This window comes from Saliniferula longa (assembly GCF_050789285.1).
In the GTDB taxonomy this organism is placed as follows: domain Bacteria; phylum Pseudomonadota; class Alphaproteobacteria; order Rhodobacterales; family Rhodobacteraceae; genus CAVPWP01.
In genome coordinates, this window is sequence record NZ_JBOUVX010000002.1 from 189,896 (window position 1) to 214,507 (window position 24,612).

General features: G+C 66.8%; 18 protein-coding genes. 11 read left to right on the plus strand and 7 right to left on the minus strand.

What is annotated here, in order from left to right:
- Positions 1-5: 5 nt before the first annotated feature.
- From fliF to fliP, 4 genes are read left to right on the plus strand one after another with little or no spacing between them, the layout of a single operon-like run.
- On the plus strand, positions 6-1,634 hold the full coding sequence (gene fliF / locus ACRDNQ_RS07490) for a flagellar basal-body MS-ring/collar protein FliF (RefSeq protein WP_431828031.1): 1,629 nt from the start codon (positions 6-8) through the stop codon (positions 1,632-1,634).
- A complete protein-coding gene (locus ACRDNQ_RS07495) occupies positions 1,634-2,233 on the plus strand; it encodes a FliH/SctL family protein (RefSeq protein WP_431828032.1) in 600 nt (199 codons plus the stop codon). Before fliF ends, ACRDNQ_RS07495 begins: the two co-directional genes overlap by 1 nt.
- The gene (locus tag ACRDNQ_RS07500) at positions 2,226-2,516 is read left to right on the plus strand and encodes a FliM/FliN family flagellar motor switch protein (protein ID WP_431828033.1); all 291 of its coding nucleotides are present in this window, start codon (positions 2,226-2,228) and stop codon (positions 2,514-2,516) included. The genes ACRDNQ_RS07495 and ACRDNQ_RS07500 overlap by 8 nt, the downstream gene beginning before the upstream one ends.
- A 38-nt stretch (positions 2,517-2,554) precedes the next feature.
- Positions 2,555-3,292 carry a flagellar type III secretion system pore protein FliP gene (gene fliP / locus ACRDNQ_RS07505; RefSeq protein WP_431828034.1) on the plus strand — a complete coding sequence of 246 codons (738 nt, stop codon included), beginning with the start codon at positions 2,555-2,557 and terminating at the stop codon, positions 3,290-3,292.
- A gap of 314 nt (positions 3,293-3,606) precedes the next feature.
- Here fliP and ACRDNQ_RS07510 read toward each other — a convergent pair whose 3' ends face one another.
- The 5 genes from ACRDNQ_RS07510 to ACRDNQ_RS07530 all read right to left on the minus strand — a co-directional run bounded on the left by ACRDNQ_RS07510 (position 3,607) and on the right by ACRDNQ_RS07530 (position 9,447).
- On the minus strand, positions 3,607-4,710 hold the full coding sequence (locus ACRDNQ_RS07510) for a flagellar basal body P-ring protein FlgI (protein WP_431828035.1): 1,104 nt from the start codon (positions 4,708-4,710) through the stop codon (positions 3,607-3,609).
- The gene (locus tag ACRDNQ_RS07515; RefSeq protein ID WP_431828036.1) at positions 4,707-5,714 is read right to left on the minus strand and encodes a flagellin; all 1,008 of its coding nucleotides are present in this window, start codon (positions 5,712-5,714) and stop codon (positions 4,707-4,709) included. The genes ACRDNQ_RS07510 and ACRDNQ_RS07515 overlap by 4 nt, the downstream gene beginning before the upstream one ends.
- 3 nt (positions 5,715-5,717) lie before the next feature.
- Positions 5,718-7,175, minus strand: coding sequence for a flagellar hook-associated protein FlgK (gene flgK, locus ACRDNQ_RS07520; RefSeq protein WP_431828037.1), 1,458 nt, complete (start codon positions 7,173-7,175; stop codon positions 5,718-5,720).
- A gap of 21 nt (positions 7,176-7,196) precedes the next feature.
- Positions 7,197-8,501: a flagellar hook protein FlgE gene (locus ACRDNQ_RS07525; RefSeq protein ID WP_431828038.1), complete on the minus strand. Its 1,305-nt coding sequence runs from the start codon at positions 8,499-8,501 to the stop codon at positions 7,197-7,199.
- A 97-nt stretch (positions 8,502-8,598) separates the two neighbouring features.
- The gene (locus ACRDNQ_RS07530) at positions 8,599-9,447 is read right to left on the minus strand and encodes a flagellar motor protein MotB (RefSeq protein ID WP_431828039.1); all 849 of its coding nucleotides are present in this window, start codon (positions 9,445-9,447) and stop codon (positions 8,599-8,601) included.
- Positions 9,448-9,593: 146 nt separating this feature from the next.
- Here ACRDNQ_RS07530 and ACRDNQ_RS07535 point away from each other — a divergent pair, with 146 nt between their 5' ends.
- Positions 9,594-11,837 (plus strand): glycosyltransferase family 2 protein, encoded by a 2,244-nt coding sequence (locus ACRDNQ_RS07535; protein ID WP_431828040.1) that lies wholly within the window; start codon positions 9,594-9,596, stop codon positions 11,835-11,837.
- Between the two features lie 10 nt (positions 11,838-11,847).
- Here ACRDNQ_RS07535 and ACRDNQ_RS07540 read toward each other — a convergent pair whose 3' ends face one another.
- Positions 11,848-12,459 carry a TetR/AcrR family transcriptional regulator gene (locus tag ACRDNQ_RS07540; protein WP_431828041.1) on the minus strand — a complete coding sequence of 204 codons (612 nt, stop codon included), beginning with the start codon at positions 12,457-12,459 and terminating at the stop codon, positions 11,848-11,850.
- 88 nt (positions 12,460-12,547) lie between these two features.
- Between ACRDNQ_RS07540 and ACRDNQ_RS07545 the strand changes: the two genes are divergently transcribed.
- The 6 genes from ACRDNQ_RS07545 (at position 12,548) to ACRDNQ_RS07570 (ending at position 21,334) form a co-directional block, all read left to right on the plus strand.
- Positions 12,548-13,690, plus strand: coding sequence for an efflux RND transporter periplasmic adaptor subunit (locus ACRDNQ_RS07545; protein WP_431828042.1), 1,143 nt, complete (start codon positions 12,548-12,550; stop codon positions 13,688-13,690).
- 16 nt (positions 13,691-13,706) lie between these two features.
- Positions 13,707-16,838, plus strand: a complete 3,132-nt coding sequence (locus tag ACRDNQ_RS07550; protein ID WP_431828043.1) for an efflux RND transporter permease subunit — start codon at positions 13,707-13,709, stop codon at positions 16,836-16,838.
- A gap of 112 nt (positions 16,839-16,950) precedes the next feature.
- A complete protein-coding gene (locus tag ACRDNQ_RS07555) occupies positions 16,951-18,279 on the plus strand; it encodes a UDP-glucose dehydrogenase family protein (protein ID WP_431828044.1) in 1,329 nt (442 codons plus the stop codon).
- 87 nt (positions 18,280-18,366) lie between these two features.
- Positions 18,367-18,933, plus strand: a complete 567-nt coding sequence (rfbC, locus tag ACRDNQ_RS07560) for a dTDP-4-dehydrorhamnose 3,5-epimerase (RefSeq protein WP_431828045.1) — start codon at positions 18,367-18,369, stop codon at positions 18,931-18,933.
- Positions 18,930-19,970, plus strand: a complete 1,041-nt coding sequence (gene rfbB / locus ACRDNQ_RS07565; RefSeq protein WP_431828046.1) for a dTDP-glucose 4,6-dehydratase — start codon at positions 18,930-18,932, stop codon at positions 19,968-19,970. Before rfbC ends, rfbB begins: the two co-directional genes overlap by 4 nt.
- Positions 19,967-21,334, plus strand: a complete 1,368-nt coding sequence (locus ACRDNQ_RS07570; RefSeq protein ID WP_431828047.1) for a phosphohexomutase domain-containing protein — start codon at positions 19,967-19,969, stop codon at positions 21,332-21,334. The genes rfbB and ACRDNQ_RS07570 overlap by 4 nt, the downstream gene beginning before the upstream one ends.
- A gap of 64 nt (positions 21,335-21,398) precedes the next feature.
- On the opposite strand, the gene ACRDNQ_RS07575 is transcribed toward ACRDNQ_RS07570, so the two are convergent.
- Positions 21,399-24,428: a right-handed parallel beta-helix repeat-containing protein gene (locus ACRDNQ_RS07575; protein WP_431828048.1), complete on the minus strand. Its 3,030-nt coding sequence runs from the start codon at positions 24,426-24,428 to the stop codon at positions 21,399-21,401.
- Positions 24,429-24,612 lie beyond the last annotated feature (184 nt).

Sequence of the window (24,612 nt, forward strand, 5' to 3'; positions counted from 1 at the left end):
GTGGCTTGGACAGGGCCCTTTCGGTCTGGAACATGCTCGACATGCGGCGGCGCGTGATCGTCATCGGCGCGACGATCGCGATGTTCGCGGCGGTGCTGTTGCTTGGGCGGGCGGCTTCGTCGCCGAACATGGCGCTGCTCTATTCGGGACTCGAACCTACCGCCGCCGGCGAGGTCGTCGCCGCGCTCGAGGCGCAGGGCGTGGTCCACGAGGTCCGGGGCGCGGGGATCTTCGTCGACGCCTCGCAGCGCGACTCGCTTCGCCTGACCCTTGCGGGCGAGGGGCTGCCTGCGAACGGAACGGCCGGTTACGAGCTTCTCGATTCGCTTTCGGGATTCGGCACCACGTCGCAGATGTTCGACGCCGCCTACTGGCGCGCGAAGGAGGGCGAGCTTGCCCGCACCATCGTGGCCGCGCGGCACATCACCGCGGCGCGCGTACACATCGCCACCCCCGGCACACGACCGTTCGCGCGCGATGAACGGGTCACGGCCTCGGTCACGGTCACGACCGCCTCGGGGGCTTTGTCCGCCCCCCACGCGAAGGCCTTGCGATACCTCGTCGCTTCCGCCGTTCCGGGACTCGTTCCGGAAAATGTCTCGATCATCGACAGCGCGGGCGGCCTTGTGGCAAGCGGATCCGAGATTCCCGGCACGTCCGACGGTCTGCCCCTTGATCGTGCCGCGACCCTGCGGCGCAACGCCGAACGCCTGCTCGAAGCGCGCGTCGGCTATGGCAACGCCGTCGTCGAGGTCAGCGTCGAAACCGTGACCGAAAGCGAGGTCATATCGGAACGCCGCTTCGATCCAGACAGCCGGTTCGCCATCTCGACCGAGACCGAAGAACGGTCGGACTCGGCAACCGACACGGCCCAGGGCGCGGTGACGGTGGCCAGCAACCTGCCTGACGGCGATGCCGGTGGGAACGACCGGCAGTCGAACAGCACGTCGACCGAAACCCGCGAACGGGTGAATTTCGAGGTGTCCGAAACCCAGCGCGAGGTCAGTCGCGCCCCCGGCGACATCCGTCGGCTGACGGTCGCCGTCCTGGTCGACGGGGTGCGGGGGATCGACGACTCGGGCGGCGAGACCTGGGAACCGCGCTCGGAGGAGGAGCTTCAAAATCTGCGGGATCTGGTGGCGTCGGCCGTGGGATTCAGCACTGAGCGTGGCGATACGCTGACGATCAAATCGCTGGAGTTCGAACCGGTGGTCGAAGTGGGCTCGGTCGCGACCGGCGGCTTTCTGGATCGCGCCGCCGTCAATCCCATGACCCTGATCCAGACCGGGGTCCTGGCCGTGGTCGCCCTGGTTCTGGGCCTCTTCGTCCTGCGACCGATCCTTGCCGGCCGGCCGGCCGGGGCGCCCGCCGCCGACGCGCCGGGCGGGCGTCTGCCCCCCTTCCCGCTTCCGCCGATTTCGCCACCCGCGGCGCTTGACGGGGAAATCGACGACGGGTTCGACCTTCCCGGCAATCTGCCGGTCGTCGCCGGCTATGCAGGACCAGGGGACAGGCTGGCGGCCAAGGGGCCCGAGGATGCCGTGGCGCGCCTGCGCCGAATGATCGATGACCGTCAGGACGAGGCGGTCGAGCTGCTGCGCAGCTGGATGGACGACCCCGAGAGGCGTGCGTGATGGGCAGATTGCTGGCCCTCGAATCCTTCGCCCGCGCCCCGGCTGACGCCTTTCCCGAGGCGGTCTTTTCCGCGGCCGACATCGAGGCGGCGCGCCTTGACGGCTACGAGGCTGGATATCGCGCCGGTTGGGACGACGCGACCAGCGCCACCAGCCTCGAGCAGGATCGAATAGGCGAGGAATTCGCTCGCAACCTGCGCGACCTTGGCTTTACCTACCACGAGGCCCGCGCCCATGTGATCACGGGCGTCGACGAAGTTCTGCGAAGTTTCCTTCGCGTCTTCTTTCCCGCGTTCGTGGGTGAGGCCCTCGCCTCGCATGTGCAGGACGCGATCGCGGCCGAGATCGACCTTGCCGCCGGTCAGCCGATCCGCCTTCGGGTGTCCCCCGAGAACGCCGGGGCGCTTCGCCGGCTTCTGGTGTCGGTGTCGACCTTCCCCTGTGTGATCGAGGAAGAACCATCGCTCGCATCGGGACAGGTCTACTGCGCGCTGGGCGAGCGCAATTTCGAGGTCGATCTCCGCAGCGTCGTCGACGCGACACAGAAGGCCCTCGACGCTCTCAGCGACATCAATTCAAGGATGATTCACCATGGATGAAGCGGAGCCCCCGGCAACTGGCACGTCCGAAGGCACCATTCCCTTCAGCGAGGTGCCGATCGAGATCCGGATCTCGGTCGGGCACGCCCGCCCGAGGATCCGGGAACTGCTGGCGCTCACGCATGACTCCGTTCTGACGCTTGATCGCGGGGTGAACGATCCGGTCGAGCTTTACGTGGGCGACCTCCTCATCGCCCGGGGCGAGCTCGAGGAGATCGAAGGCGACGAGGACGGCGCCCTTGCCGTCCGGCTGATCGAAGTCATCGATCCGGGCGCGCGGTGAAGGCGGGCCGGATCAGGCGTTCGCACCGGCATCGCGTGATGCCGACGTTGCTGGTGCTTTCCGCCATCGTTCTGGCGGGCCTCTCTGCGTCGGCGCAAGCGCAGGAGGTGACGATCTCACTTGGTGGCGACGGCGGGCTCGCAGGTGGCCTGTCGGGGCGCGTGGTCCAGCTTCTTCTGCTTCTGACCGTGCTGAGCCTGGCGCCGGGCCTTGCCATCATGATCACGTGTTTTCCGTTCATCGTGACGGTCCTGGCCATCCTGCGCCAGGGCATCGGCCTTCAGCAGTCACCGCCGAACATGCTGATCGTCAGCCTGGCGCTTTTCCTGACCTACTACGTGATGGCGCCTGTGTTCGACGAGGCCTGGCGCATGGGTCTCGGGCCCCTGGTCGACGAACGTATCGGGGTCGAAGAGGCGTTTCGCCTGACACTCGCCCCGTTCCGCGGGTTCATGGCGGCGCGACTTGACCCCGAGACCTTCATGTCGCTTGCCCAGATCCGAGGAGACGAGGCAACCACCCCCGGCCCCGAGGCCGATCTGTCGTTGCTTGTGCCCGCCTTCATGCTGTCCGAGATCGAGCGCGCCTTTCAGATCGGTTTCCTGATCTTTCTGCCGTTCCTGATCATCGACCTCGTCGTCGCCGCGGTCCTGATGTCGATGGGGATGATGATGGTGCCGCCGGCAATCGTGTCGCTGCCCTTCAAACTGGCGTTCTTCGTCGTCGCGGATGGGTGGACACTGGTGGCCGGCGCGTTGGTCCGCAGTTACCTTTGATCTGTCGGCACCAAGGTAGCGCAGGCGTCGCAGAGCCCGCGCCGGGGGCAGGCACGGCGGCTTGTTCATGCCAGAAACCGTCCTTCGGCGGTCAGGCCGCGGGGCGCCGCAGAGCCCTTGGGGCGGCACCGTTGGAGGCCACCGCGCGGACAGACGCGGTTCGGTCGGCGAGTTCGCAGGTCCGCCGCACCAGGACGACACCCGCTGTCGGCATGCCGGGCGAAGACGGCTCCAGCCTTGCCCGCATCTTCGCGCGCGGATGCGTCAGTCAACCTTGCGGCCGTTAAACGCCTGCACAACGGCCTGCGGCGTGCTCAGCGCACGAGGAACTCGGCATGAAGCGCGCCAGCGGCCTTGATGGTGGTCAGGATGTCGATCATGTCCCGCGGGCTGACCCCCAGGGCGTTGAGCCCGGCGATGACTTCCGACAAGGACGTTCCCGACGGCACCTCGGCAAGCGCGATCCCCGGCTCTTCGTCGATGGTCGCCGTGCTGCGCGGAACGACGATGGTCTCGCCGGCCGAAAACGGGTTGGGCTGCACCACTAGGGGAGATTCCTCGACGGTCAGCGTGAGATTCCCCTGACTGACGGCGACTTGCGAAATGCGCACGTCGCGTCCCATGACAATGGTGCCCGACCGCTGGTCGACGACCACGCGGGCAGGAAGCTCGGGCTCGACAAGCAGGTTCTCGATTCGGGCCAGCGCCCGGGCCGGCGTCCCTGACCGGGTCGCGTCGATGCTGACGACGACGGTGCCCGAATCCGTCATCTCGGAGACAATACGCCCGAATTCACGATTGATCGCGGCCTCGATCCGCTGCGCCGTGGTGAAGTCTGCCGTGCGCAACGCAAGACGCACGGTCGACAGGTCGGACAACTCGAAGTCGATCTCGCGCTCGACGCGGGCACCGGACGGGATGACACCGGCCGTCGGAACACCGGTCGTCACGCGCGCCGCATCGCCTTCGGCGGTGGCGCCGCCTGCAACGACGGTCCCCTGCGCCACGGCGTAGATTTCCCCGTCGGCCGCGTTGAGCGGCGTCATGATCAGGGTACCGCCCAGCAGGCTTCCCGCGTCACCGATGGCCGAGACGGTCACGTCGACGCGGCTGCCCGCGCGCGAAAAGGGGGGCAAGGTCGCCGTGACCAGAACAGCGGCGACATTGCGCGGGCGAAAATCCTCGCCTGCGACGTTGACGCCAAGCCGTTCAAGGATGTTCGACATGATCTCTTCGGTGAAGGGCGAATTGCGCAGGCCGTCGCCGGTTCCGTTCAGCCCGACGACAAGGCCGTATCCGACAAGGTCGTTGCCACGCACGCCGTCGAACTCGACCAGATCCTTGATCCTTACCGGGTTGGCCTGCGCCATGCCGGAAATGACAAGGGAAAGGGCGATGACGGACAGCAGGCGGATCATCTCAGATACTCCGTGAGGGACAGCCGCGACAGGCGCGCGGTCAGCGTGTACAGCGCTTCGAGCTGCGCTTCGGCGGCCTTGAGGCGAGTGGCCGTCTCGAAAGGGTCGGCCGCGAGCATTTCGGTGCGCGCAAGCTCGAGCGCGGCCAGCCCGGACTGCGCCCGCGCCATGGCCTGATCGATCTGCTCTTCCCGGGTGCCGGTTCGGGCGCGCAGCTCGACGAGGCCGGTTTCCGCGTTCAGAAGCGCCTCGCCGGCCCGGGTCGCAAGGTCCGCCCGGTCCGCAGGCCGTCCGGCCAGGGCCCCGCGGTCAAGAACCGCGGCCATCGCAAAGGCGGCCAGGGTTCGCCGCAGGACAGGATCCGCCGCGGTGACGGGCTGGTCGACGGCATTGCCATCGGCAAGGGGCACGGCCGCGGCCGGCTGGGCCGAACCAAGATAGCCGGCGCTGTCAAAGTCGCCACCCGGATCGAACCAGGCCCGAACCACAGCCTCGACCCCGGCTGCCGTCGTCTCGGCCGCGACTGCCGGCATGAGCGCATCAAGCATCGCTTCGGCATCGGCCAGGGCAAGGCGATCGGTCGCGGCGCCCGCGAAGAGAGACCTGTCCGCGACCCGGGCGTTGAGCGCGGCGACCACCGCCGAAAAGCGGACCCGCGCGTCGGCCGCAGTGGCGTCGACCAGGGACGGCGCCTCACCCCCCAGCGTCAGAAGAAGGGGGCCCGCCAATTCGGTCATGTTGGTCTGGACGACTTCCAGTGCCGCCTGGGTGCCCTCGGCCGTCATGGCCGCCTCGCGCCCGGCAAGCGAATACGCGGACAGGCGCGCCATCGACGCCTCGATTGAGCCCAGCGCCCCGAAGTCGCCCGAGACGGCGGCCGTGGGATCGGCCGTCCGCCCCGTCGAAAGTTCGGCAGAGAGCCGCGCGAGGTCGCTGCGCAGGCGCAGATTGTCCTGCCGCTGCTGCAGGGCCTGGGCCAGATCGCCGATGGACAGATAGCTCATGGCCTAGATCCCAAGAAGCAGCTGGATGAGGTCGTCGACCGTCCGGATGACCTGGGCATTGGCGGCATAGGCCTGCTCGATCAGAAGCAGCTTCTGCATCTCCTGATCGGTGTCGACGCCGCCCGAAAGCTCGGTCAGGCGCAGGCTTTCAAGCTGCGCACGCCGGTAGGCCGACGTCGTGTCGGCGGCCCGCAGGTCGGATCCGATCAGCGAAGCAAGGTCCCCGGCAAGGCCGCTGGCGGTCCGCGCCGCCACAGTGAATGCGCCAGACGACGGGGTGCGGTCGGCCTGAAGCGCGGCCGACAGCGCCGAAAGGACGGCGTTACTGCCCGCCTCGCCCGGTGCGGCCGCGGCGATCCCGTCACGAATGCGCCAGAGCGCCCCACCCGAGGCCGGCAGGACCGCGGCGTTCACCGCAAGGCGCGCGGCCAGACCGACCTCGTTGGCAGGATCGAAAGCGGCCCCGGCATCGGTGAAAAGGCCGGCCGCGCCCGGGGCAAGCGTTGCATCGACGGCCGGGTCGGTGACCCGCTCGACCAGATCGCGGGCTACGGCATCGACGCGCGCCTGCGCAGTAACCGCCGCGTCGTCCCTGATGCGAAAGAGGGCATCCAGACGACCGCCGGCGAAGGGCGCGAAATTGCCCGAGGTCTGAATGAGCTGCCCGTTCACGGTCAGGCCGGACAGGGCGCCCGAGGTCTGCGTCATGTCGGCGACAATCGTCGCGGTGGGCGCGAACCCAAGCTTGGCAGGCCTTATGTCCAGAAGCGCGGCGCCGCCCTGGGTATAGATCGCGATGGTGCCGTTGTCGCGCGGCAGGACGCGCAGCGGCACGACGTCTGCCAGCCGGTCGACCAGTTGCTGACGCTGATCGAGAAGCGAGGACACATCGCGGCCCGCACCGCCGTTCCTGAGGATCAGCGCATTCACCTCGGCGATCCGGGCAAGGGTCGTGTTCGTGTCGGATATGGTGCGCGCGATCTCGGCGTCGGCATCCATCCGCAGGGCTTGGATACCGTCCGAAGTGCCGTTGAGACCACTCGCCAGATCGACCGCCGTTCGCGCGACCGCCTCGAGCCGCGCCTGAAGATCGGGGCGGCTCGACGCCTCGATCAGCGCGGCCTCGAAGGCGGCGAGGCGCGACGACAATGCGCCCTCGTCCCCCGGGATGCCGACAAGCGCCTGCAGGTCGGCGAAGAAGGCACTTTCGGTATCGGCCGAGGCCATGCCGGCATCCGCAAGCCTGCGGTCACGCAGGACGGTTTCGTCGATGATCCGCGTCACGCCGTCGACGGACACCCCGGATCCCGCGCCGCCGGTCAGTCTTGCCGACAGCGACAGCTCGCGCCGGCCGTACCCTTCGGTCATCGCGTTTGCCACGTTCGACGAGACAAGCTGTGTCGCGCGGGCCGATGCGGTCAGGCCCGACAGTGCGTTCGACAAAGAGCCCGAGATGCTCATGCCCTAGACCACCGCGTCCGATCAGCGCTTGATGTTGGTGGTTTCCTGCAACATCTCGTCGACGGTCTGGATCACCTTGGCGTTCGACGAATAGGCCCGTTGCGTCTGGATCAGCTGGGTCAGTTCGCCGGCGACGTCGGTGGCGGATTCCTCAAGCGCGAAGCCCACGATGTCGCCGGTCGGTCCGTCGGCCGCATCCCACAGGAAGAAGGTCCCGCTTTCGTTCGAGGTCCGGTAAATCTGGTTGTCCTCGGCGATCAGGCCGTTGGGGTTCGGCAGGTCGATCAGCGGGATCTGGTACACCACCCGCGTGATGCCGATGTCGAAGTTGGCCCGGACGAACCCGTTGGTGTCGACCTCGACCGAGACGAGGTTGCCCACCGGCGATCCGTCTTTCGAGATCGACGTGGGGGCAAAGCTGTCGGACAGCTGTGTCAGCCCGGACCCAGTGCCGACGGCGCCGATGTTGATCTCGATCGGTCCGCCCGCGACGTTCACCGTGAAAGCCCCCGACGCGGGATCGTAGGCCCCGCCGGATACCGTCGAGACCGAGGCGATCGTCCCCCCCGAGGCGCGCGTGTCGTCGAAGACGATGGTGTATTCGCCCACAACGGCGCCGCCCTGGGCGCTGTCGGTCAGGCTCATCGTCCAGGTGTTCGACGCCCCCGGACCCGCCGGCACCGTCGGCTCAAAGGTGATCCCGATCGCCTGAGATGTGCCAAGGTTGTCGAAGTATTCCACCGACAGGGGAAGGTCGTCCCCGGCGCTGCCGGGGGTGGTTTCGGTCGCCGGCAGGTTGACGCCAAGCGAGATGCGGGTAGTCGGTTCGCCGGCGAACTGGTTGACGTTCACGCGTATCGGCTCAAGGCCCGCGCTGGTGTCGCGCGGGAAGGTCGGAATGGTGCCGTCCGGATCGGCCGGCCAGCCCATGAGTACCACGCCCGAGCTTGTCTTGAGGTAGCCTTCGGCGTCGGTCCGGAACGACCCCGTCGTCGCCAGGAAAAACGGGAAATCCGAGGTGCGCCCGTCAAGCGCGCCTTCCGTCGTGACCGGCAGAAAGCCGCGGCCGCGCACCGCAAGGTCGGTCGGGTTGTTGGTCGTGGCCAGCGCCCCGGCCTGATCGATCAGGCGCTGTGTCGTCACACGGACGCCACCTGCCGAGTAGGTTCCCGATCCGCTTTCGATGACGAGAGACGAGAAATCCGCCTCGGCCCGCTTGTAGCCGTAGGTCGCCGAATTGGCGATGTTGTCGGCGATGGTGGCAAGGCGGCTTGCATTGGCGGCAAGCCCGGCAACCCCCGCGTTGAGCGAAGAGGAAATGGTCATGTGTGCGCCTTTCTGCTGCGTCGACCGTCTGTCGACAACAGCCATAGAGCGCTGGGCTTAACAGCGACCTAATCGGCAAGATCCGGCATGTTTCGGGTCAGATGCGGCTGCGAAGCAGAATGATCTCGATCCGGTTGTTGCGCTCGGACATCGGGTTCCTGGCAACGGGTTTGCGATCGGCGAACCCGGTGACCCGCTCGATTCGGTCCGGCGCGAGTCCGCGCGCGAGCATCATCTGGCGGACCCGGTCGGGGCGATCCTGCGATCGTTCCCACACCTGTCCGTTCCGCAGCACGATCGGCACGGCCGCGACGTGGCCCTCGACCGCGATGCCGTTCGGCAAAGGCGCGAAGACCTCGACCACGGCGCCGACGAGGATGTCCATGACCTCGGTCGGCTCGTCGGAGGGGGGCTCGAACAGCGATGCCTCGGGGGTGTCGAAGACCTCGACGATCAGGCCTTCGTCGGTGATGCGCGAAATCACGTGGCGGCGCAGAAGCTCGGTCACCATGCTTTCGCCGCCGCCGCCCATCAGCGCCGCCTCTACCGCGGCAAGGGTGGCGGCTTCTTCGCCTTCGGTCTGCGCCTCTTCCCCGGCGTCCACGCCGGTGTCGCCGCGCGCCTGCCGCGCCTCGGTCGGCTGAAGCTGCCCCGCGCCGGTGCCGTTGCGCGCCAGCGTCATCTCCGAGAACACGCTGTCCCCGCCGAAGGCCCCGTCGCCCCCGCCGGAGGCACGGATCATCGGGATCGTCGGGCTGAAGAAATCCGCGATCCCCTTTCGCTGGTTCTCGTTCGTCGCACCCAGAAGCCACATGAGCAGGAAGAACGCCATCATCGCGGTCACGAAATCCGCATAGGCCACCTTCCATGCTCCGCCATGGTGGCCACCACCGGCGACAATCTTCTTGCGCCGGATGATGACCGGCGCATTGGTTTGCGCAGGCATTGCATCCCCTCGATCTTTCTCACCCTCGCCCGGGCTATCACCGGCAGATGTAGCCGGGGTTAACGGGCGTTTCGGTCAGCGGCTTTGACATCCCCGAAAGCCTTGCCCAGTAATCCGGAAGGGATGGCGACAGCAAGGACCCGACCGTGACGCAGGACCGCACGCCAAGGCTGCTTGAACGGACGCTCCCGGGGCGGGAGATGGGCGCGGCGCGGCTGGTCTCGGCGCATCGCGACGGGGCCGCGCAGATCGTGCTGCACTTCGGGACGACGCCGCCCAGAACCGTGTTGCTCGATGGCGTCGATCAGTCTTCCCGGATCGAAAGCATCGCCGGGGGCTTTCGCCTGTGCGTCCCTGCGCAGGGGTCGGGTCCCTGCCGTGTCGCGGTCGACGGCGAGGCCGCAACACTGGTCCCCGCCGGAATAGAGACTGATCTTCTTTCAGGGCGCCGCGTTCTTCTGGGGGTGCGGCACGCGGAAAGCGCGAAGGTCGTTGCCGATTGGCTGCGATACCACCGGGTCACGCAGGGCGCGGAGGCGGCGCTGGTTCTCGACTGCGGCGACCCCGAAGGCCGCAGGGACTTCGCCGCGTCGGTGGCGGACGCACTTGAGGCAGATTCCGATCCTTCGACCGTTCTTCTGGTCACGGCCGATGCGCCGCTTGGGCGTGCAGACCTTCCACCAGCCTGGCACCCGTTCAACGCGCCCGCGGCCCCCGGACGGGCCCGGATGTCGCCCCCGCCGCCCGACCCGTTCCGGGCGCCGCTGGGCGAGACCGTGGTCTTCGAGGCACTGCGGCGGATCTTCCTTGATCGGGCGCTTGCGGTGCTGTGCCTCGACGTCTGCGACCTTGCGCTGCCGTCGCCGGAGGGCACTGCCTTCGATCGCGCCCTGGGCCTGGAAGATGGCTATCTGGGACTATCCGGTCGCGAGGTCTATCCCTGGCGCCTGCGGCAGGGAAGACACGCGGGGTTCGCCGACCACATCTGCACCCAGTTCGACGATAGCGCCCAGCGCCGCCGCTGGGCGGTGGCGCCGGAACGGGCGGCAGGCGCGGTCTGGCGGATGACCCGGCTGTCCGGCGTTCCCCTGCACGAGGGCGGGTCGGAGTTCGTGCGGTGCATCGCGCTGCGGCACCCGGGCATCCAGGTATCGGCCCTTGTCCCGAAATCGAGCCTTGTCGAAGATGCGCGGCTTCTGGTCTTGGCGCGCGACGCCTTCGGCGGCGACCCCGCCCGCGCGCCGAAGGCCGCGCCGCGCCGCCCCGGCGGCGGCCCGGGCCATGTGACGGTGGTAACCTGCATGAAGAACGAAGGGCCCTTCGTTCTTGAATGGCTGGCCTATCACCGGGCCATCGGGGTCGACCGCTTCCTGATCTATTCCAATGACTGCACCGATGGCACCGACCGTCTGCTGGACATCCTTGAGGCGCGCGGTCTGGTCGAGCATCGCGACAATCCCTATCGCACGACCGGCCAGCGGCCGCAGCACGCCGCGTTCCTGTCGGCCGAATCCGAGCCTCTCGTCACGTCAGCCGACTGGCTGGTGGCGATGGACGTGGACGAATTCATCAACATTCACGTGGGCGAGGGTCGGCTTGGCGACCTTTTCGCGGCGACGGGCGACGCCAACATGATCTCGATGACCTGGCGGCTTTTCGGCAACGCCGACATCGCGGGTTACGCCGACACGCCTGTGACGCGGCAGTTCATCCGATGCGCGCCCCTGAACGCGAACAAGCCGCACCAGTCCTGGGGCTTCAAGACGCTTTACCGCCACGAAGGCCTCTTTCGAAAGATCGGCGTGCACCGTCCAAAGGGCCTGATTCCGCAGCTGAAGGACCGGATCCGCTGGGTCAACGGATCGGGGGCGCCGATGCCCGAGGCCGCCTATCGCAACGCGTGGCGGTCCACGTCACGGACGGTGGGCTATGACCTTGTGACGCTCAATCACTATGCGGTCCGCTCGGCCGAAAGCTTTCTGGTCAAGCGCGATCGGGGGCGGGTCAATCACGTCGACCGCGACCAGGGGCTGCTCTACTGGTTCCGCATGAACAACAACGCCGAGACCGACCTGTCGATCCAGCGGGTGCTGCCGGCCATGGAGACCGAGCTTGCGCGCCTGAAGGCAGACCCCGAGATCGCGCGCGCGCATGACGCTTCGGTCGGACACCATCGCCAGCGGATCGCCGAATTGCTGGTCGACCCGGAAAACGCCGCCTTCTACGACGACCTCGTTGGCGACAGGATGCGTCGTCTGTCGCGCCTGCTGCCGCATTTCGGGGCTGGCGTCTTCTGGACGGGTCCGCAGTGCGTGCCGGAGGAGATCGCCAAGCGCGATCCGGCCGAGCCGTTCTTCTTCACTGCCCCGGCCGTCGGCAAGGGGCACTGATCCGGACGCCTCAGGCGGCGAGGACCCGCCGGGCGATATCGGCAAGAAGCGGCTCGACCTCGAGGTCGCCGCACATCTTTGCAATCTTGCCGTCGATGGTCAGGAACGACAGGCCATGCACGAAGCTCCACAGCGCGAAGGCGCGGCGCTCGACCGCGTCGCTTTCCTCGTCCTCACCCGTGCACCGGGCGACTTCGCGCTTCACAAGGCCAAAGACCTCTTCGCCCTTCTCCATCAGCGCGGGTTCGTCCGCGTGCTCGCCCGACAGGGCGAACATCAGACGGAACACCCCGGGCTCGGCCACCGCGAAGGTCACATAGACCCGGCCCAGGGCTGCGACCCGGTCCGGGCTGCCTTCGGGAATCCCCTCTAGCGCGGCAAACATCTGAAGGCGCTGCCGCTCCATGCCGTCAAGGGCGACGGCGTTCAGCATCTCGGTCTTGTCGCGAAAATGCTTGTAGGGCGCCGCGGTCGATACGCCGGCAAGCCGGCACGCGGCCGCGATCGACACATGGTCGGGGCCGTTCTCCTCGACAAGACGGCGCGTAGCCTCGACCAGAACGGCGCGCAGGTCGCCGTGGTGATAGCCGCGTTTGGAAAGCGTGGTTTCGGAAGTCGTCATCTTTCGTCTTGTCGCAGAGGAATTGGGGCTTGTCAAAGTAAGCACCTCTAACATATGTTAGCGCATCTAACTTTATAAGAGGCCGCCGATGTCTTCGCAGTCCGACGAACGCCGATTGGCCACGCGCCTGCTGGGTGGCACCGCGCGCAACGCCTTCACCCTTGCCGTGGTCGGCGTCTCGGTCGCCGTGACGGTGTTCGGTGCACAAGCCCTGTCCCAAAGGGCGGCCGCCGCTCCGACCCCGGTGGGCGCGCCGCCGATCCCGGTGGCGACCCGCGCCCTCGTCGTGGAAGACGGCTATACGGTCAGCAGAAGCTTCGTGGGCCAGGTCGAACCCGCCCGCAGCGTCGCCTTGTCCTTCGAGCTGCCGGGCAAGGTCGATGTCGTCGAGGTCGAGGAAGGGGAAACCGTGCGGCAGGGCGACGTCGTCGCGCGGCAGGACACCCGCCTGATCGAGGCGGACATCGCCCGCCTGACGGCAAGCCGAAGCGCCCTTCAGGCGCGGATGGAATTCGCGTCACGCACGCTCGATCGCAACAGCGAACTCAACACGCGCGGGTTCGCCAGCAGCGAACGTCTGGATTCCGCGATCGCCTCGCGCGACGAGCTTGCCGCCCGCATCGCCGAGGTCGACGCCGCCCTGCTTGAGGCTGAGATCCGTCGTGCAAAGGCGACGCTGACCGCCCCGATGGACGGGCGTGTGACGGTACGCCGGGTCGACGGTGGCGAATCCCTGTCCACCGGACAGCCGGTCCTGACCGTGGTCAGCACGGGCGCGCCGGTCGTTCGCGTGGGCCTGCCCCTTGACCTGATCGACCAGCTGGCGGCCGACGCAACGATCACGATCGGCGGGCGCGATCACGCCGCGCGGCTGCAAACGGTTCGTCCGGATATCGACCCGGTCACGCGAACGCGCACTGCGCTTTTCACCCTTGTCGATGCGGACGAGGCGGTCTTCGGACAGACGGCGCGCCTGATGCTGAGCCAGAGGGTCGAAGCGGCGGGAAGCTGGGTCCCGTTGCGCAGCCTGAAGGAAAACGCGGGCGGGATCTGGACCATCCTGACGCTTGGGGCGGACGGGCGGGTCCGTCTGGCGGCGGTGGAGGTCCTTCACGCCGACGGCGACCGCGTCTTCGTTCGCGGCAGTTTCCCCGAAGGGACGCTGGCCATCGACGAAGGCCCGCAGCGTGTCGCGCCCGGACAGGCCGTCAGGCCGATCGGCGATTCGTGACCGGAGGGATCGCGCCATGGAAACCCTGACCTTCCGCCAGCCCCGCCTTGTCGCGCTGATCATCCTTGTCCTCGTTTCGGCCGGGGTGTCGTCGTTCCTGTCGCTGGGCCGGCAGGAAGACCCGACGATCACCAACATCTTCGCCACCGTCACCACGCAGTTCCCCGGTGCCGACCCGGCCCGGGTCGAGGCCCTCGTGACCTCGGAAATCGAAGAGGAACTGCGCAAGATCGCCGAAGTCGACACGATTTCGTCCGTGTCGCGGACCGGGGTCTCGGTCGTATCGATCGAACTTCTCGAGACGCTGGACGAGACGACGATCCAGCAGGCCTGGGTGGAAGCCCGCGACGCGGTCGACGATGCGCGGCGGCGCTTCCCGCCGGGTGTGCTGGCGCCGGATTTCGACGCCGAAGGCATCGCGGCCTATTCCGCGGTGATCGCGGTTTCTGCCGAACACGATGGCGTCCCCGTCACGCTGCTTGCGCGTCATGCCGAACGGCTGGCCGACCGGCTGCGCAGCCTTGCCGACACCCGAGCGGTCGAAACTTTCGGCCTGCCCGAAGAGGAAATCCTCGTCGAGGTCGACGCCGATCTTGCGGCGGCGCTTGGGTTGACTGCGGGCGAGATCGCCGGTCGGATCGCCTCGGCCGACGGCAAGGTCCAGGCCGGCCGCCTGCAAGGCGACAGCGACCTGACCCTTGCCGTCAGCGGCGAGATCAAGACGCTGGAACGTCTGCGCGGCGTCGTCCTGCGCGAAAATGACGAGGGCACCGTGGTAACCCTCGCCGACGTCGCGACGATCACCCGCGGCGCGCGCGCGCCCGCCTCGGAACTGGCCATTGCCAACGGCCGGCCGGCTGTGCTGATCGCCACGCTTGCCCGCGACGGCGTGCAGATCGACCGCTGGATGGCGACGCTTCGCGCAGACCTTGCCGACGGCGCGGACGAAGTCCCCCTCGGCATGTCCGAAACGCTTCTGTTCGATCAAAGCGGCTACACGCTGGACCGCCTTGCCGACGTCGGCCTGAACATGGCGATCGGCGTCGCTCTGGTCGTGGCCGTGCTTTTGGTCACGTTGGGCTTGCGTGCCGCCATGATCGTGGCCATGGTCCTGCCGGTCGTGTCGCTCGCCACGCTTGGCACGATGAACATGATTGGCCTGCCCCTGCAACAGATGAGCGTGACGGGGCTGATCGTCGCACTGGGACTTCTGGTCGACGCAGCGATCGTGATGACCGACGAGGTGCGCCGCCGGCTGGGCGATGGCATGGCCCGACAGGAAGCCGTGGCTGACGCGGTGCGACGGCTTTCGGCACCGCTGATCGCCTCGACCGTGACGACGGCGTTGTCCTTCGCGCCGATGATCCTTCTGCCCGGCCCTGCGGGCGATTTCGTCGGCGCGATCGCCATCGCCGTAGTCCTGATGCTGTTCTGGTCGCTTGCCATCGCGCTGACCGTGACCCCGGCCCTTGCCGGCTGGCTTCTTCCGGCGGCAGGATCAGGTGGGCAGGGGATGCGCCTGCCCGCCATCGTGCGCGCGTTCGACGCGTCGCTGCGCTGGTCGCTTGCCCACCCCGTGAAGTCGATCGCACTGTCGCTGATCCTGCCGGTGATGGGCTTTCTGGCGCTGCCGACGCTGACGGCGCAGTTCTTTCCGGGGGTCGAGCGCAACCAGTTCTACATCGAGCTCGACATGCCGGCAGGAACCGCGATCGACGGCACGGCGGACGTCGCGGCCGGCATCGACGCCGACTTGCGCGCAAGGCCCGAGGTCGAAAGCATCTACTGGTCGGTGGGCCGATCCGGCCCCGCCTTCTACTACAACATCGTCGGCAACCGCAGCCGCGAACCCGGCTTCGCGCAGGCCATGGTGACGACCGCGTCCGACGAAGGCGCGGCGATGCTGGTGGCCGGACTGCAGGCCGAACTGGACGCCGCTTATCCCGAAGCGCAGATCATCGTGCGCGGCCTCGTGCAGGGGCCGCCGGTCGACGCCCCGGTCGAACTGCGCGTCGTCGGGCAGGACATCGAAACCCTGCGCGACCTTGGCGACGATCTGCGCGCGACGCTGTCGGGGGTAGAGACCGTGTCGCAGGTCCGCACGGGCGTCAACGGCGGCGCGCCGCAGTTCCGTTTCCAGATCGACGAGGTCGAAGCGCGGCTGCTTGGCTTCGACATCGCCGACATCGCGGCGCAACTCGATGCCGCCCTCGTGGGTGTGACGGGCGGCACGTTGGTCGAGGGGACCGAGCAACTTCCCGTCCGGGTTCGCCTGGGCGACGGGCTGCGCGGCGACATCCAGGCGATCGCGGATCTGCCGATCCTGCTTCCCGACGCGCCAGCGGTCTCGGCGGCCGGTGCATTCCCGGCGGTACCGCTGTCCCGGCTTGCCGCGGCTGCGGTCGAACCGGCCGAAAGCGTCATCACGCGGCGCAACGGCGAACGGGTCAACACCGTGCAGGCCTTTCTTGTCCCGGGCGTCCTGCCAGAAGAGGCTTTGTCCGACGCGCGCGCGATCCTTGACGCCAGGGGCTTCGAGCTGCCGCAGGGCTACCGCCTTGAAATCGGCGGGGATGCCGACGCGCGGTCAAGCACGGTCGGAAACCTCCTGGCGTCATTGGGGATCATCGTCACCCTGACCATCGCGACAGTCGTCCTCACCTTCAACAGCTTCCGACTGACCGCCGTCACCATGGCGGTGGCCGTCCTGTCGGCGGGTCTGTCCATCCTGTCGCTAGCCGTGATGCAGTATCCCTTCGGTATCGTCGCGATCATCGGGGTGATCGGGTCGATCGGCGTCTCGATCAACGCCGCGATCATCATCCTGACCGGCCTTCAGTCCGATCCGCAGGCCGCGGCGGGTGACCGGGCCGCCATGGTCAGGGTGGTCAGCGGGTCGTCGCGCCACATCGTGTCGACCACGGTCACGACCTTCGGCGGCTTCCTTCCGCTGATCCTTGGCGGAGGCGCCTTCTGGCCGCCCTTCGCCGTGGCCATCGCGGGCGGCGTCCTTCTTTCGACGGTCGTATCTTTCTACTTCACGCCGCCGGTCTTTGCGCTGGTTCATCGCCGTGTGCCGCCGCCGGCGGCCACCGAGGGCGAAGGGTCAGGTGACGCGGTGTCCGGGCTGCGTCTTGCGGCCGAATAGGCCGGGGGGCCGGACGCCGCGAGTGTCCATGGTCGCAACGCGCCGCCTTTCGTTGACAGGGTGGGTCTGATCGGTCAGCAAGGGCGCGGTTTTCAGGCGCTAGGATCGGTCGATGAAGATTGCAATGATCGGAACGGGGTATGTCGGCCTCGTGTCGGGGGTCTGCCTGTCGGACTTCGGCCATGAAGTGGTGTGCGTCGACAGCGACCCCCGCAAGGTCGAGATGCTCACGCGGGGCGAGGTTCCGATCTACGAACCGGGCCTCGACACCCTGATGGCGCGCAACGTGCAGGCTGGCCGTCTGTCGTTCACGGGCGATCTGGCGGCAGCCGTTCACGGGGCCGACGCCGTCTTCATCGCCGTGGGTACACCCACCCGGCGCGGCGACGGACACGCCGACCTGACCTACGTCTTCGAGGCCGCGCGGCAGGTGGCCGATGCGCTTGACGGGTATGCCGTCGTCGTGACCAAGTCGACCGTCCCGGTCGGCACCAACCGCAAGGTGGGCGAAATCATCGCCGCGACGAACCCGCAAGCCGAGTTCGACGTCGCCTCGAACCCCGAGTTCCTGCGGGAAGGCGCCGCCATCGACGACTTCATGCGGCCGGACCGCGTCGTCGTGGGCGTCGAGACCACGCGCGCGGCTGACGTAATGCGCGACATCTACCGCCCGCTTTCGCTGCGCGATGCGCCGATCGTGACGACCGACCTCGAGTCCGCCGAGATGATCAAGTACGCGGCGAACGCCTTTCTCGCGACCAAGATCACCTTCATCAACGAGATCGCGATGCTGTGCGAACGCACCGGCGCCGACGTCAAGCAGGTCGCCCGGGCGATCGGACTCGATGGCCGGATCGGGTCGAAGTTCCTGCATGCGGGCCCAGGCTACGGCGGATCGTGCTTTCCCAAGGATACCAGCGCGCTGGCGCGGATCGGCCAGGACAACGGGGTGCCGATGCGCATCACCGAAACCGTCATCGCCGTGAACGACCATGTCCGGCGGCGGATGATCGACAAGATCCTGGACCTCTGCGGGGGATCCGTGAACGGCAAGGCCATCGCCGTGCTGGGCGTCACCTTCAAGCCCAACACCGACGACATGCGCGAGGCGCCCAGCCTGACGATCGTTCCCGCGCTGATCGGGGCGGGCGCGCAGGTCCGCGTGGTCGATCCGCAGGGCCGCCGCGAGGGCGAGAAGCTCTTGCCCGGCGTGACCTGGCTGACCGACCCCTACGAGGCGGCAACGGGCGCCGACTGCGTCACCATCCTGACCGAGTGGAACGAGTTTCGCGGCCTCGACCTTGAACGCCTTGCGGGGGCGATGGCCGTGCCGCGCATGGCGGATCTGCGCAACATCTACGACCCGCGGGACGTCGCGGCCGCAGGCTTCGAGGCCTACGAAGGTGTCGGACGCGGTGGCTTTTCCGCGCCGGCAGCCTAGGGATCTGGCACCCGGTCCGGCTATGGCCGATGTTCCCGGATCGTGATAGCCCCGGCAACGGAACGATGGCCAGCTACGGACGGTATGATGCAAGTCGAACAGACCGCGCTTGACGGGGTGCTCATCCTGACCCCGCGCCGTTTCGGAGACGACCGGGGCTGGTTTTCCGAGGTCTGGAACCGGCGCGCCCTGACCAAGGCCGGGATCACCGCCGATTTCGTGCAGGACAATCACTCGATGAGCCGGGCGAAGGGAACGCTGCGCGGGCTGCACTATCAGGCGCCACCCAATCCGCAGGCAAAGCTTGTCCGCTGCGGCGTGGGCGCGATCTGGGACGTAGCCGTCGACGCCCGGCACGGCAGCCCGACCTACGGGCAGTGGGTCGGCGTGGAACTCAGCGCTGCCAATGGCCGCCAGCTTTTCGTCCCCGAAGGCTTCCTGCATGGCTTCTCGACCCTCTCAGAGGGCGCCGAGGTGCTTTACAAGTGCACCGACTACTACGCGCCCGCGGCGGATGGGACCGTTGCGTGGAACAGCGCGGCCCTTCAGATCGACTGGAAACTCGACCGCCAGCCCGAACTGTCGGCCAAGGACGCCGCCGCGCCCGATTTCGCCGAGTGGAACAGCCCGTTCGTCTGGGAGGGCGCGCGATGAAGATCCTCGTCACCGGCGGACTTGGCTTCATCGGCTCGGCCGTGGTGCGTCTTGCCATCGCGCGCGGGCACCAGATCGTCAACGTCGACGCCATGACCTATGCCGCCTGCGCCGCGAATGTGGCGCCCGTGACAAACAGCCCGGACTATGTCTTCGAGAAGGCCGATATCCGCGATTCCGCTGGAATCGAGACTGTTTTTGCCCGCCATGCACCCGACGCGGTCATGCACCTCGCCGCGGAAAGCCATGTCGACCGCTCGATCGACGGCCCGGGCATCTTCATCGAGACGAACGTGACCGGCACCTTCAACATGCTCCAGGCGGCACGCAGGCACTGGGACTCGGTGGGAAGGCCCGAGGGGTTCCGGTTCCATCACATCTCGACCGACGAGGTCTATGGATCACTTGGCCCCGAGGATCCGCAGTTCACCGAGGACACGCCCTACGATCCACGCTCGCCCTATTCGGCCTCGAAGGCCGCGTCGGACCATCTGGTGCGCGCCTGGGGCGAGACCTATGGCCTGCCGATCCTTGTCACCAACTGCTCGAACAACTACGGACCCTACCACTTCCCCGAGAAGCTGATCCCGAAGTCGATCATCGCCGCCCTCGAAGGCCGGCCGATCGAGGTTTACGGGGCCGGCGAAAACGTGCGCGACTGGCTGTATGTCGAGGACCACGCCGACGCCCTGCTTACCGTTCTGGACAGGGGACAGGTCGGGCGCACCTATAACATCGGCGGCGAGAACGAGGCGCGCAACATCGACCTGGTTCGCGCCTTGTGCCGGATGCTCGACGCGCGGCGGCCCGATGCCGCGCCGCACGAGCGGCTGATCTCTTTCGTGACCGACCGCCCCGGTCATGACCTGCGCTATGCCATCAATCCCGCACGGATGCGTGACGAGCTTGGTTGGCGACCGTCAGTCACAGTCGAAGAGGGCCTTGCGCGCACCGTCGATTGGTACCTTGCGAACGAGGACTGGTGGCGCCCGCTTCTTGACCGCGAGGGCGTCAGGAAAAGGCTTGGAACGGGATGAAGCTTGATTGCTTCAAGGCCTACGACGTGCGCGGGCGGCTGGGCGAAACCCTTGATCCGTCCATCGCGCGCCGGATCGGGCGCGCCTTCGCCGCTCGCCTTCAGCCTGGAACGGTGGTCGTGGGGCACGACGCCCGCGCAAGTTCGCCCTCGCTGAAAGCCTCGCTGATCGACGGACTGCGCGAACGCGGCGCCGACGTGGTGGATATCGGCCTGTGCGGCACCGAAGAGGTCTATTTCGCGACGGCCCATCTGGGTGCGGGCGGCGGTATCATGGTCACAGCGTCGCACAACCCGATCGATTACAACGGCATGAAGCTTGTCGGACCAGGAAGCCGCCCGATCGACCCGGCGACCGAACTGGCCGAGATCCGCGCCCTGGCCGAGGCCGATGCCTATGCCGACGCCCGCGTTCCGGGGAAGTTCAGCCATGGGAAGACCCGCGAGGCCTATGCCGCCCATGTGGCGGGAATGGCCGATGCCGGACGGATCCGGGGGCTGCGTGTGCTGGCCAACGCCGGAAACGGTACCGCCGGCGCGGCCTTTGACGCGATCCTGGCCAACCTGACCGCCCAAGGCGCGGACATCGTGGTCCAGCGGGTGTTCCATGACCCCGATCCGTCATTTCCCAATGGTATCCCCAACCCGCTACTGCCGGAAAATCGGGGCGTCACGGCCAAGGCGGTGCGCGACTTCGGGGCGGACCTTGGTCTGGCGTGGGACGGCGATTTCGACCGCTGCTTCTTCTTCGACGAGACCGGCGCCTTCATCGACGGTGAATACGTTGTCGCCTTGCTGGCACAAGCGGCCCTGGCCGACGAACCCGGCGCAACGATCGTCCATGATCCCCGCGTGATCTGGGCGACGACCGAAACCGTCGCAGCGGCGGGGGGAGAGGCGGTCGTCTCGAAGACAGGGCATGCCTATCTGAAGTCCCGGATGCGCGAGACCGGCGCCGTCTATGGTGGCGAGATGTCGGCCCATCACTATTTCCGCGACTTCTTCTTCTGCGACAGCGGCATGGTGCCTGCGGTGCGGATCATAGCGCTGATCGCTGCAGAAGGTCGGCCACTGTCGTCGCTGGTCGCCGATCTCAGGCGACGGTTCCCGTCCTCGGGCGAAATCAACTTCACGGTTCCCGACCCGATAGCCGCCGTAGAGGCGATGGTGGTGCGCCTTCGAGATGGGGCGATCTCGGTTGACCGACTTGATGGCGCAAGCCTCGATTTCGGAGACTGGCGGATGAACCTGCGGGCCTCGAACACCGAGCCCCTCCTGCGCCTCAACATCGAGACGCGCGGGGATGCAGAACTTCTGACGCGCAAGCTGGACGAGGTGCGCCAGATGATCGAGGGGCAGGTCTAGAACGGCCGACGCGGCCGGGTTGGCACGGCCGCGTCGAGTGTCGGGGGTTCAGACCCAGGGCAGATCAGGGAATGTCGGCCAGAACTTCGTCGTCCAGCGTCACTTCATCGGGCATCTGGTCGCCCAGCACCGGCTGCCCTTCGGTCAGGGCGGCCCAAAGCTCGGCGTTCGCCTGCGCGTCCATCTGGTCGCCAAGGACCGACAGGTTGAACTGCCCGGTGCCCGCGCCCTCCTGACCGACGCGCAGAATAACCTGGTCGCGACCATAGTCGAAGACCAGCCGTGCATCGCGCGCGGCCGAAAGCCCGGTCACGTCGATACCCGAGAATGCGCCGATCAGTTCATCGACCGAAATCAGCGTATGGTCACCCGCTTCGGCCGCAAGACCGCTGAGATCGAGCCGCAGCGTGCCTTCGCCAAGGTTGATGCCGGACGAGACGTTGACCGCCTGATCGAAATTCGCGCCGCTGCGGAACTCGCTGATGGTTCCCAGCTTGCCACCTTCAGCATCGAAGCTCAGAATTCCGCCTTGTTCGAGTCTCAATACAGCCGTGTCTCCGGCGACCCCTTCGAAGCCGACCTTCGCCGTTCCCCCGACGATCTCGATCATGCTGCCGTTCTCAAGATCGAAGCGGGCTCCGTCCGTTGCCAGAAGCGCCTGTCCGTTCGTGATCCGAAGGTCCATGCGACCGTCAATCGCGCCTTTGTTGGCGAACCGGCCGCCATTCAGATCAACGTCCAGAAGCGCGTCGCCATCGTAGCCGTTGATCCAGATCTGACCCGATTCGGCGATCACGAACTGGCCGCCCTTGCCTTCGGCGAGGATGTCGCCGCGGACATCGAGACGTCCGTGGTTCGCCGTCAGTCGCCCGCCGTCGCCGAAATCGAAGTCCTGGATCTTCGTGGTGCCGCCGTACATGACCCAGTTTCCGGCAAGGTCGACACTGTCGCCGGCGAAGGTGCCCGGAAGGTCCTGGGTGGACCAGTTCAGGCGGTTGTCCCAGCGTACGCCATCGGCGAGGTCATTTGGCACGAAACGCAGGGTGTCCTCCTCGAGACGAACGTCGGGCGTCAGCCCGAAGCCTGCCTGGAAGAACTCGATGATCATCTCGGCGTCGGAGACTCCGTCGAAGGCGCCCTGTGCCGACGCGCGCAGGTAGTCGGCAAGATCGGAAATCGAAGCGTTGGGCTTGTCGAGGAGCTGGGCGGTAAAGCGCTGGATCGTGGTGAGGTCCAGGACGTTCGCGTTGAGGCCATCGGTATTGGCGTCCTGGAAGCCGGGATCGCGGTTTGAGCCCCGCCAATTGTAGACGATCGTGTCGTTGTAATAGGCTTCGGTGCCGCCTTTGACCGCGTCTTCGCTACGGGTCTTCTCGGCAAGCTCATTCGGATCATCGGGGTTCGCAAGGTGCGCAACGATGTTGTCGACCCAGGTCGTCAGCGGGGCATAGTCGCCCATGCCGCCGGTAAGCTGGCCATTCGGCCCGCCATAGACGTTGAACCCAGCCGAAGTGACGACGTTGTCGGCGTAAAGCGAATAGTTGCCAATCTTGACGCCGTCGATTTCCTTGCCGCCACTCACGTAAACGGCCGCGTTGTTGTCGAGGAAGACGTTGTCCTCGATGTATGCGCCGCCACGGAACTGGGCCCCGAAGGATGCCGCGCGCATGGTGATGCTGTCCCGGAACGTCACATCCAACGTGTTCGACTGCATGTAGATGTTGTGGCTGTAGATGCTGGGGGGCTGCGGCCCATCCAGCGACATGCCCGGGTCATACCCCTCGACCCATGAGTTATGGTCCCACAAGGTGTTCTCGATCAGAATGCCTTTGGTTTCACTCGAAAAGATCCCGCTGATGCGGTTCGGGGATGCTTCCCAGGACCCGTCCCTGACGGACTCCTCGCGGACAACGTCGAAGATCTCGGAGTTGCGGATCGTGAACCCCTCGGACCTCATGACGGCTATCTCTTCTCCTCTGGATGTGATGTTTTCCATGAGGATGTTGCTGCTGGGATTGAAGGAGGCGCCGGCACCAAGCTCGATATTGCTGAATACGACGTTCGTCGCGCCTTCCTTGATGGCGGTCACCGTCTCCGTCAGGATCGGCTTTTCGCCTTCGCCATAGGACGTGATGTGAATCGGATGCAGCTCGGATTCGCCGGTGATTCCGGCGCGCAGGATGCCGCTGATTTTGTACTCGTAGCCGGCCTCAAGTCGCAGCCAGTGCGACGCGGGTTCCTTTGCCGACGCCTCGGCAAGTGTTCTCCAAAGGCTGTTGGCTGCATCTTCCGCCAACGCCATGCCTTCCGACGCGCCGTATTCGGGATTCGCGGCGAGCCAGGCACCGGTGATCTTGTCGACCGAAAGCCCCTCAAGCGCCGCGATGTCCGAAAGCGTCAGCGCATCATCGCTGCCCGAGACATAGACGTCGCGGTGATTGTCGCCCCATTCGACGATCAGTTCTCCATTCTCATCCGTCTCGAGCATGTAGAAGTCGCCCAGGCCCCAGCCACCCTGCACCGGTCCCTGCAGCACGTTCAGGTCGGCGCGGACGGTCTCGACGGTTCCGTCTGTCCTGGTGATCTCATACTGAAACGCTAGGTCGCCGGTATAGTCGGTACCGGTCAGCACCAAAGCCAGCGACTGGTCGGGGTTGACGGTCACGTTGCCTGCGGCAGGACCTTCGAGGACACGCACCGAGGCGATGTCGTCACCCGAAGGGCGCAGCGTGGTAACGCGACCCGAAAGCACGTCGGACGCGACTTCCGACACGACAACCTCGTTCCCCTGACCTCCGGACGATCCGCTCCCGGCACCACCGGGCTGGGTGGGCGCGACGACGTTGTCAGGATTGCCCTCGGGCGGCGGCGGGGTCGGATCGGGCGATGTCGTGACAGGCGGTGTGGGCGTGGGGTTTCCCTGCGTCCCGCCGCCCGTCGGGTCCCCCTTCGTCCCGGTATCGCCAGGCGTGACCTTGTCAGGTTTGGACGAGGTCGGCATCTTTCCCGAAGCGACGTCGCCGCCCTTGCCCCCGGCACCCGCCATCCCAAGCGCCGATCCGAAAAGGGCCAAAAGCATGATGAGGGGATTCATGATGTGGCGCTCCCCGATCCAAGGGTGGCCACCTGCGCGAGCATTTGGGTCATGGGTTCTCTTCCAGCGTTCTGCGTGGATGACTGAACTACTCGGAACCGGAACAACCTTAATGCGGCGTTAAACTGCGAGTTTGTGGCCAATCTTCGGCGGACCTGCGGCGGCGGGCGGACGATTGTACGTC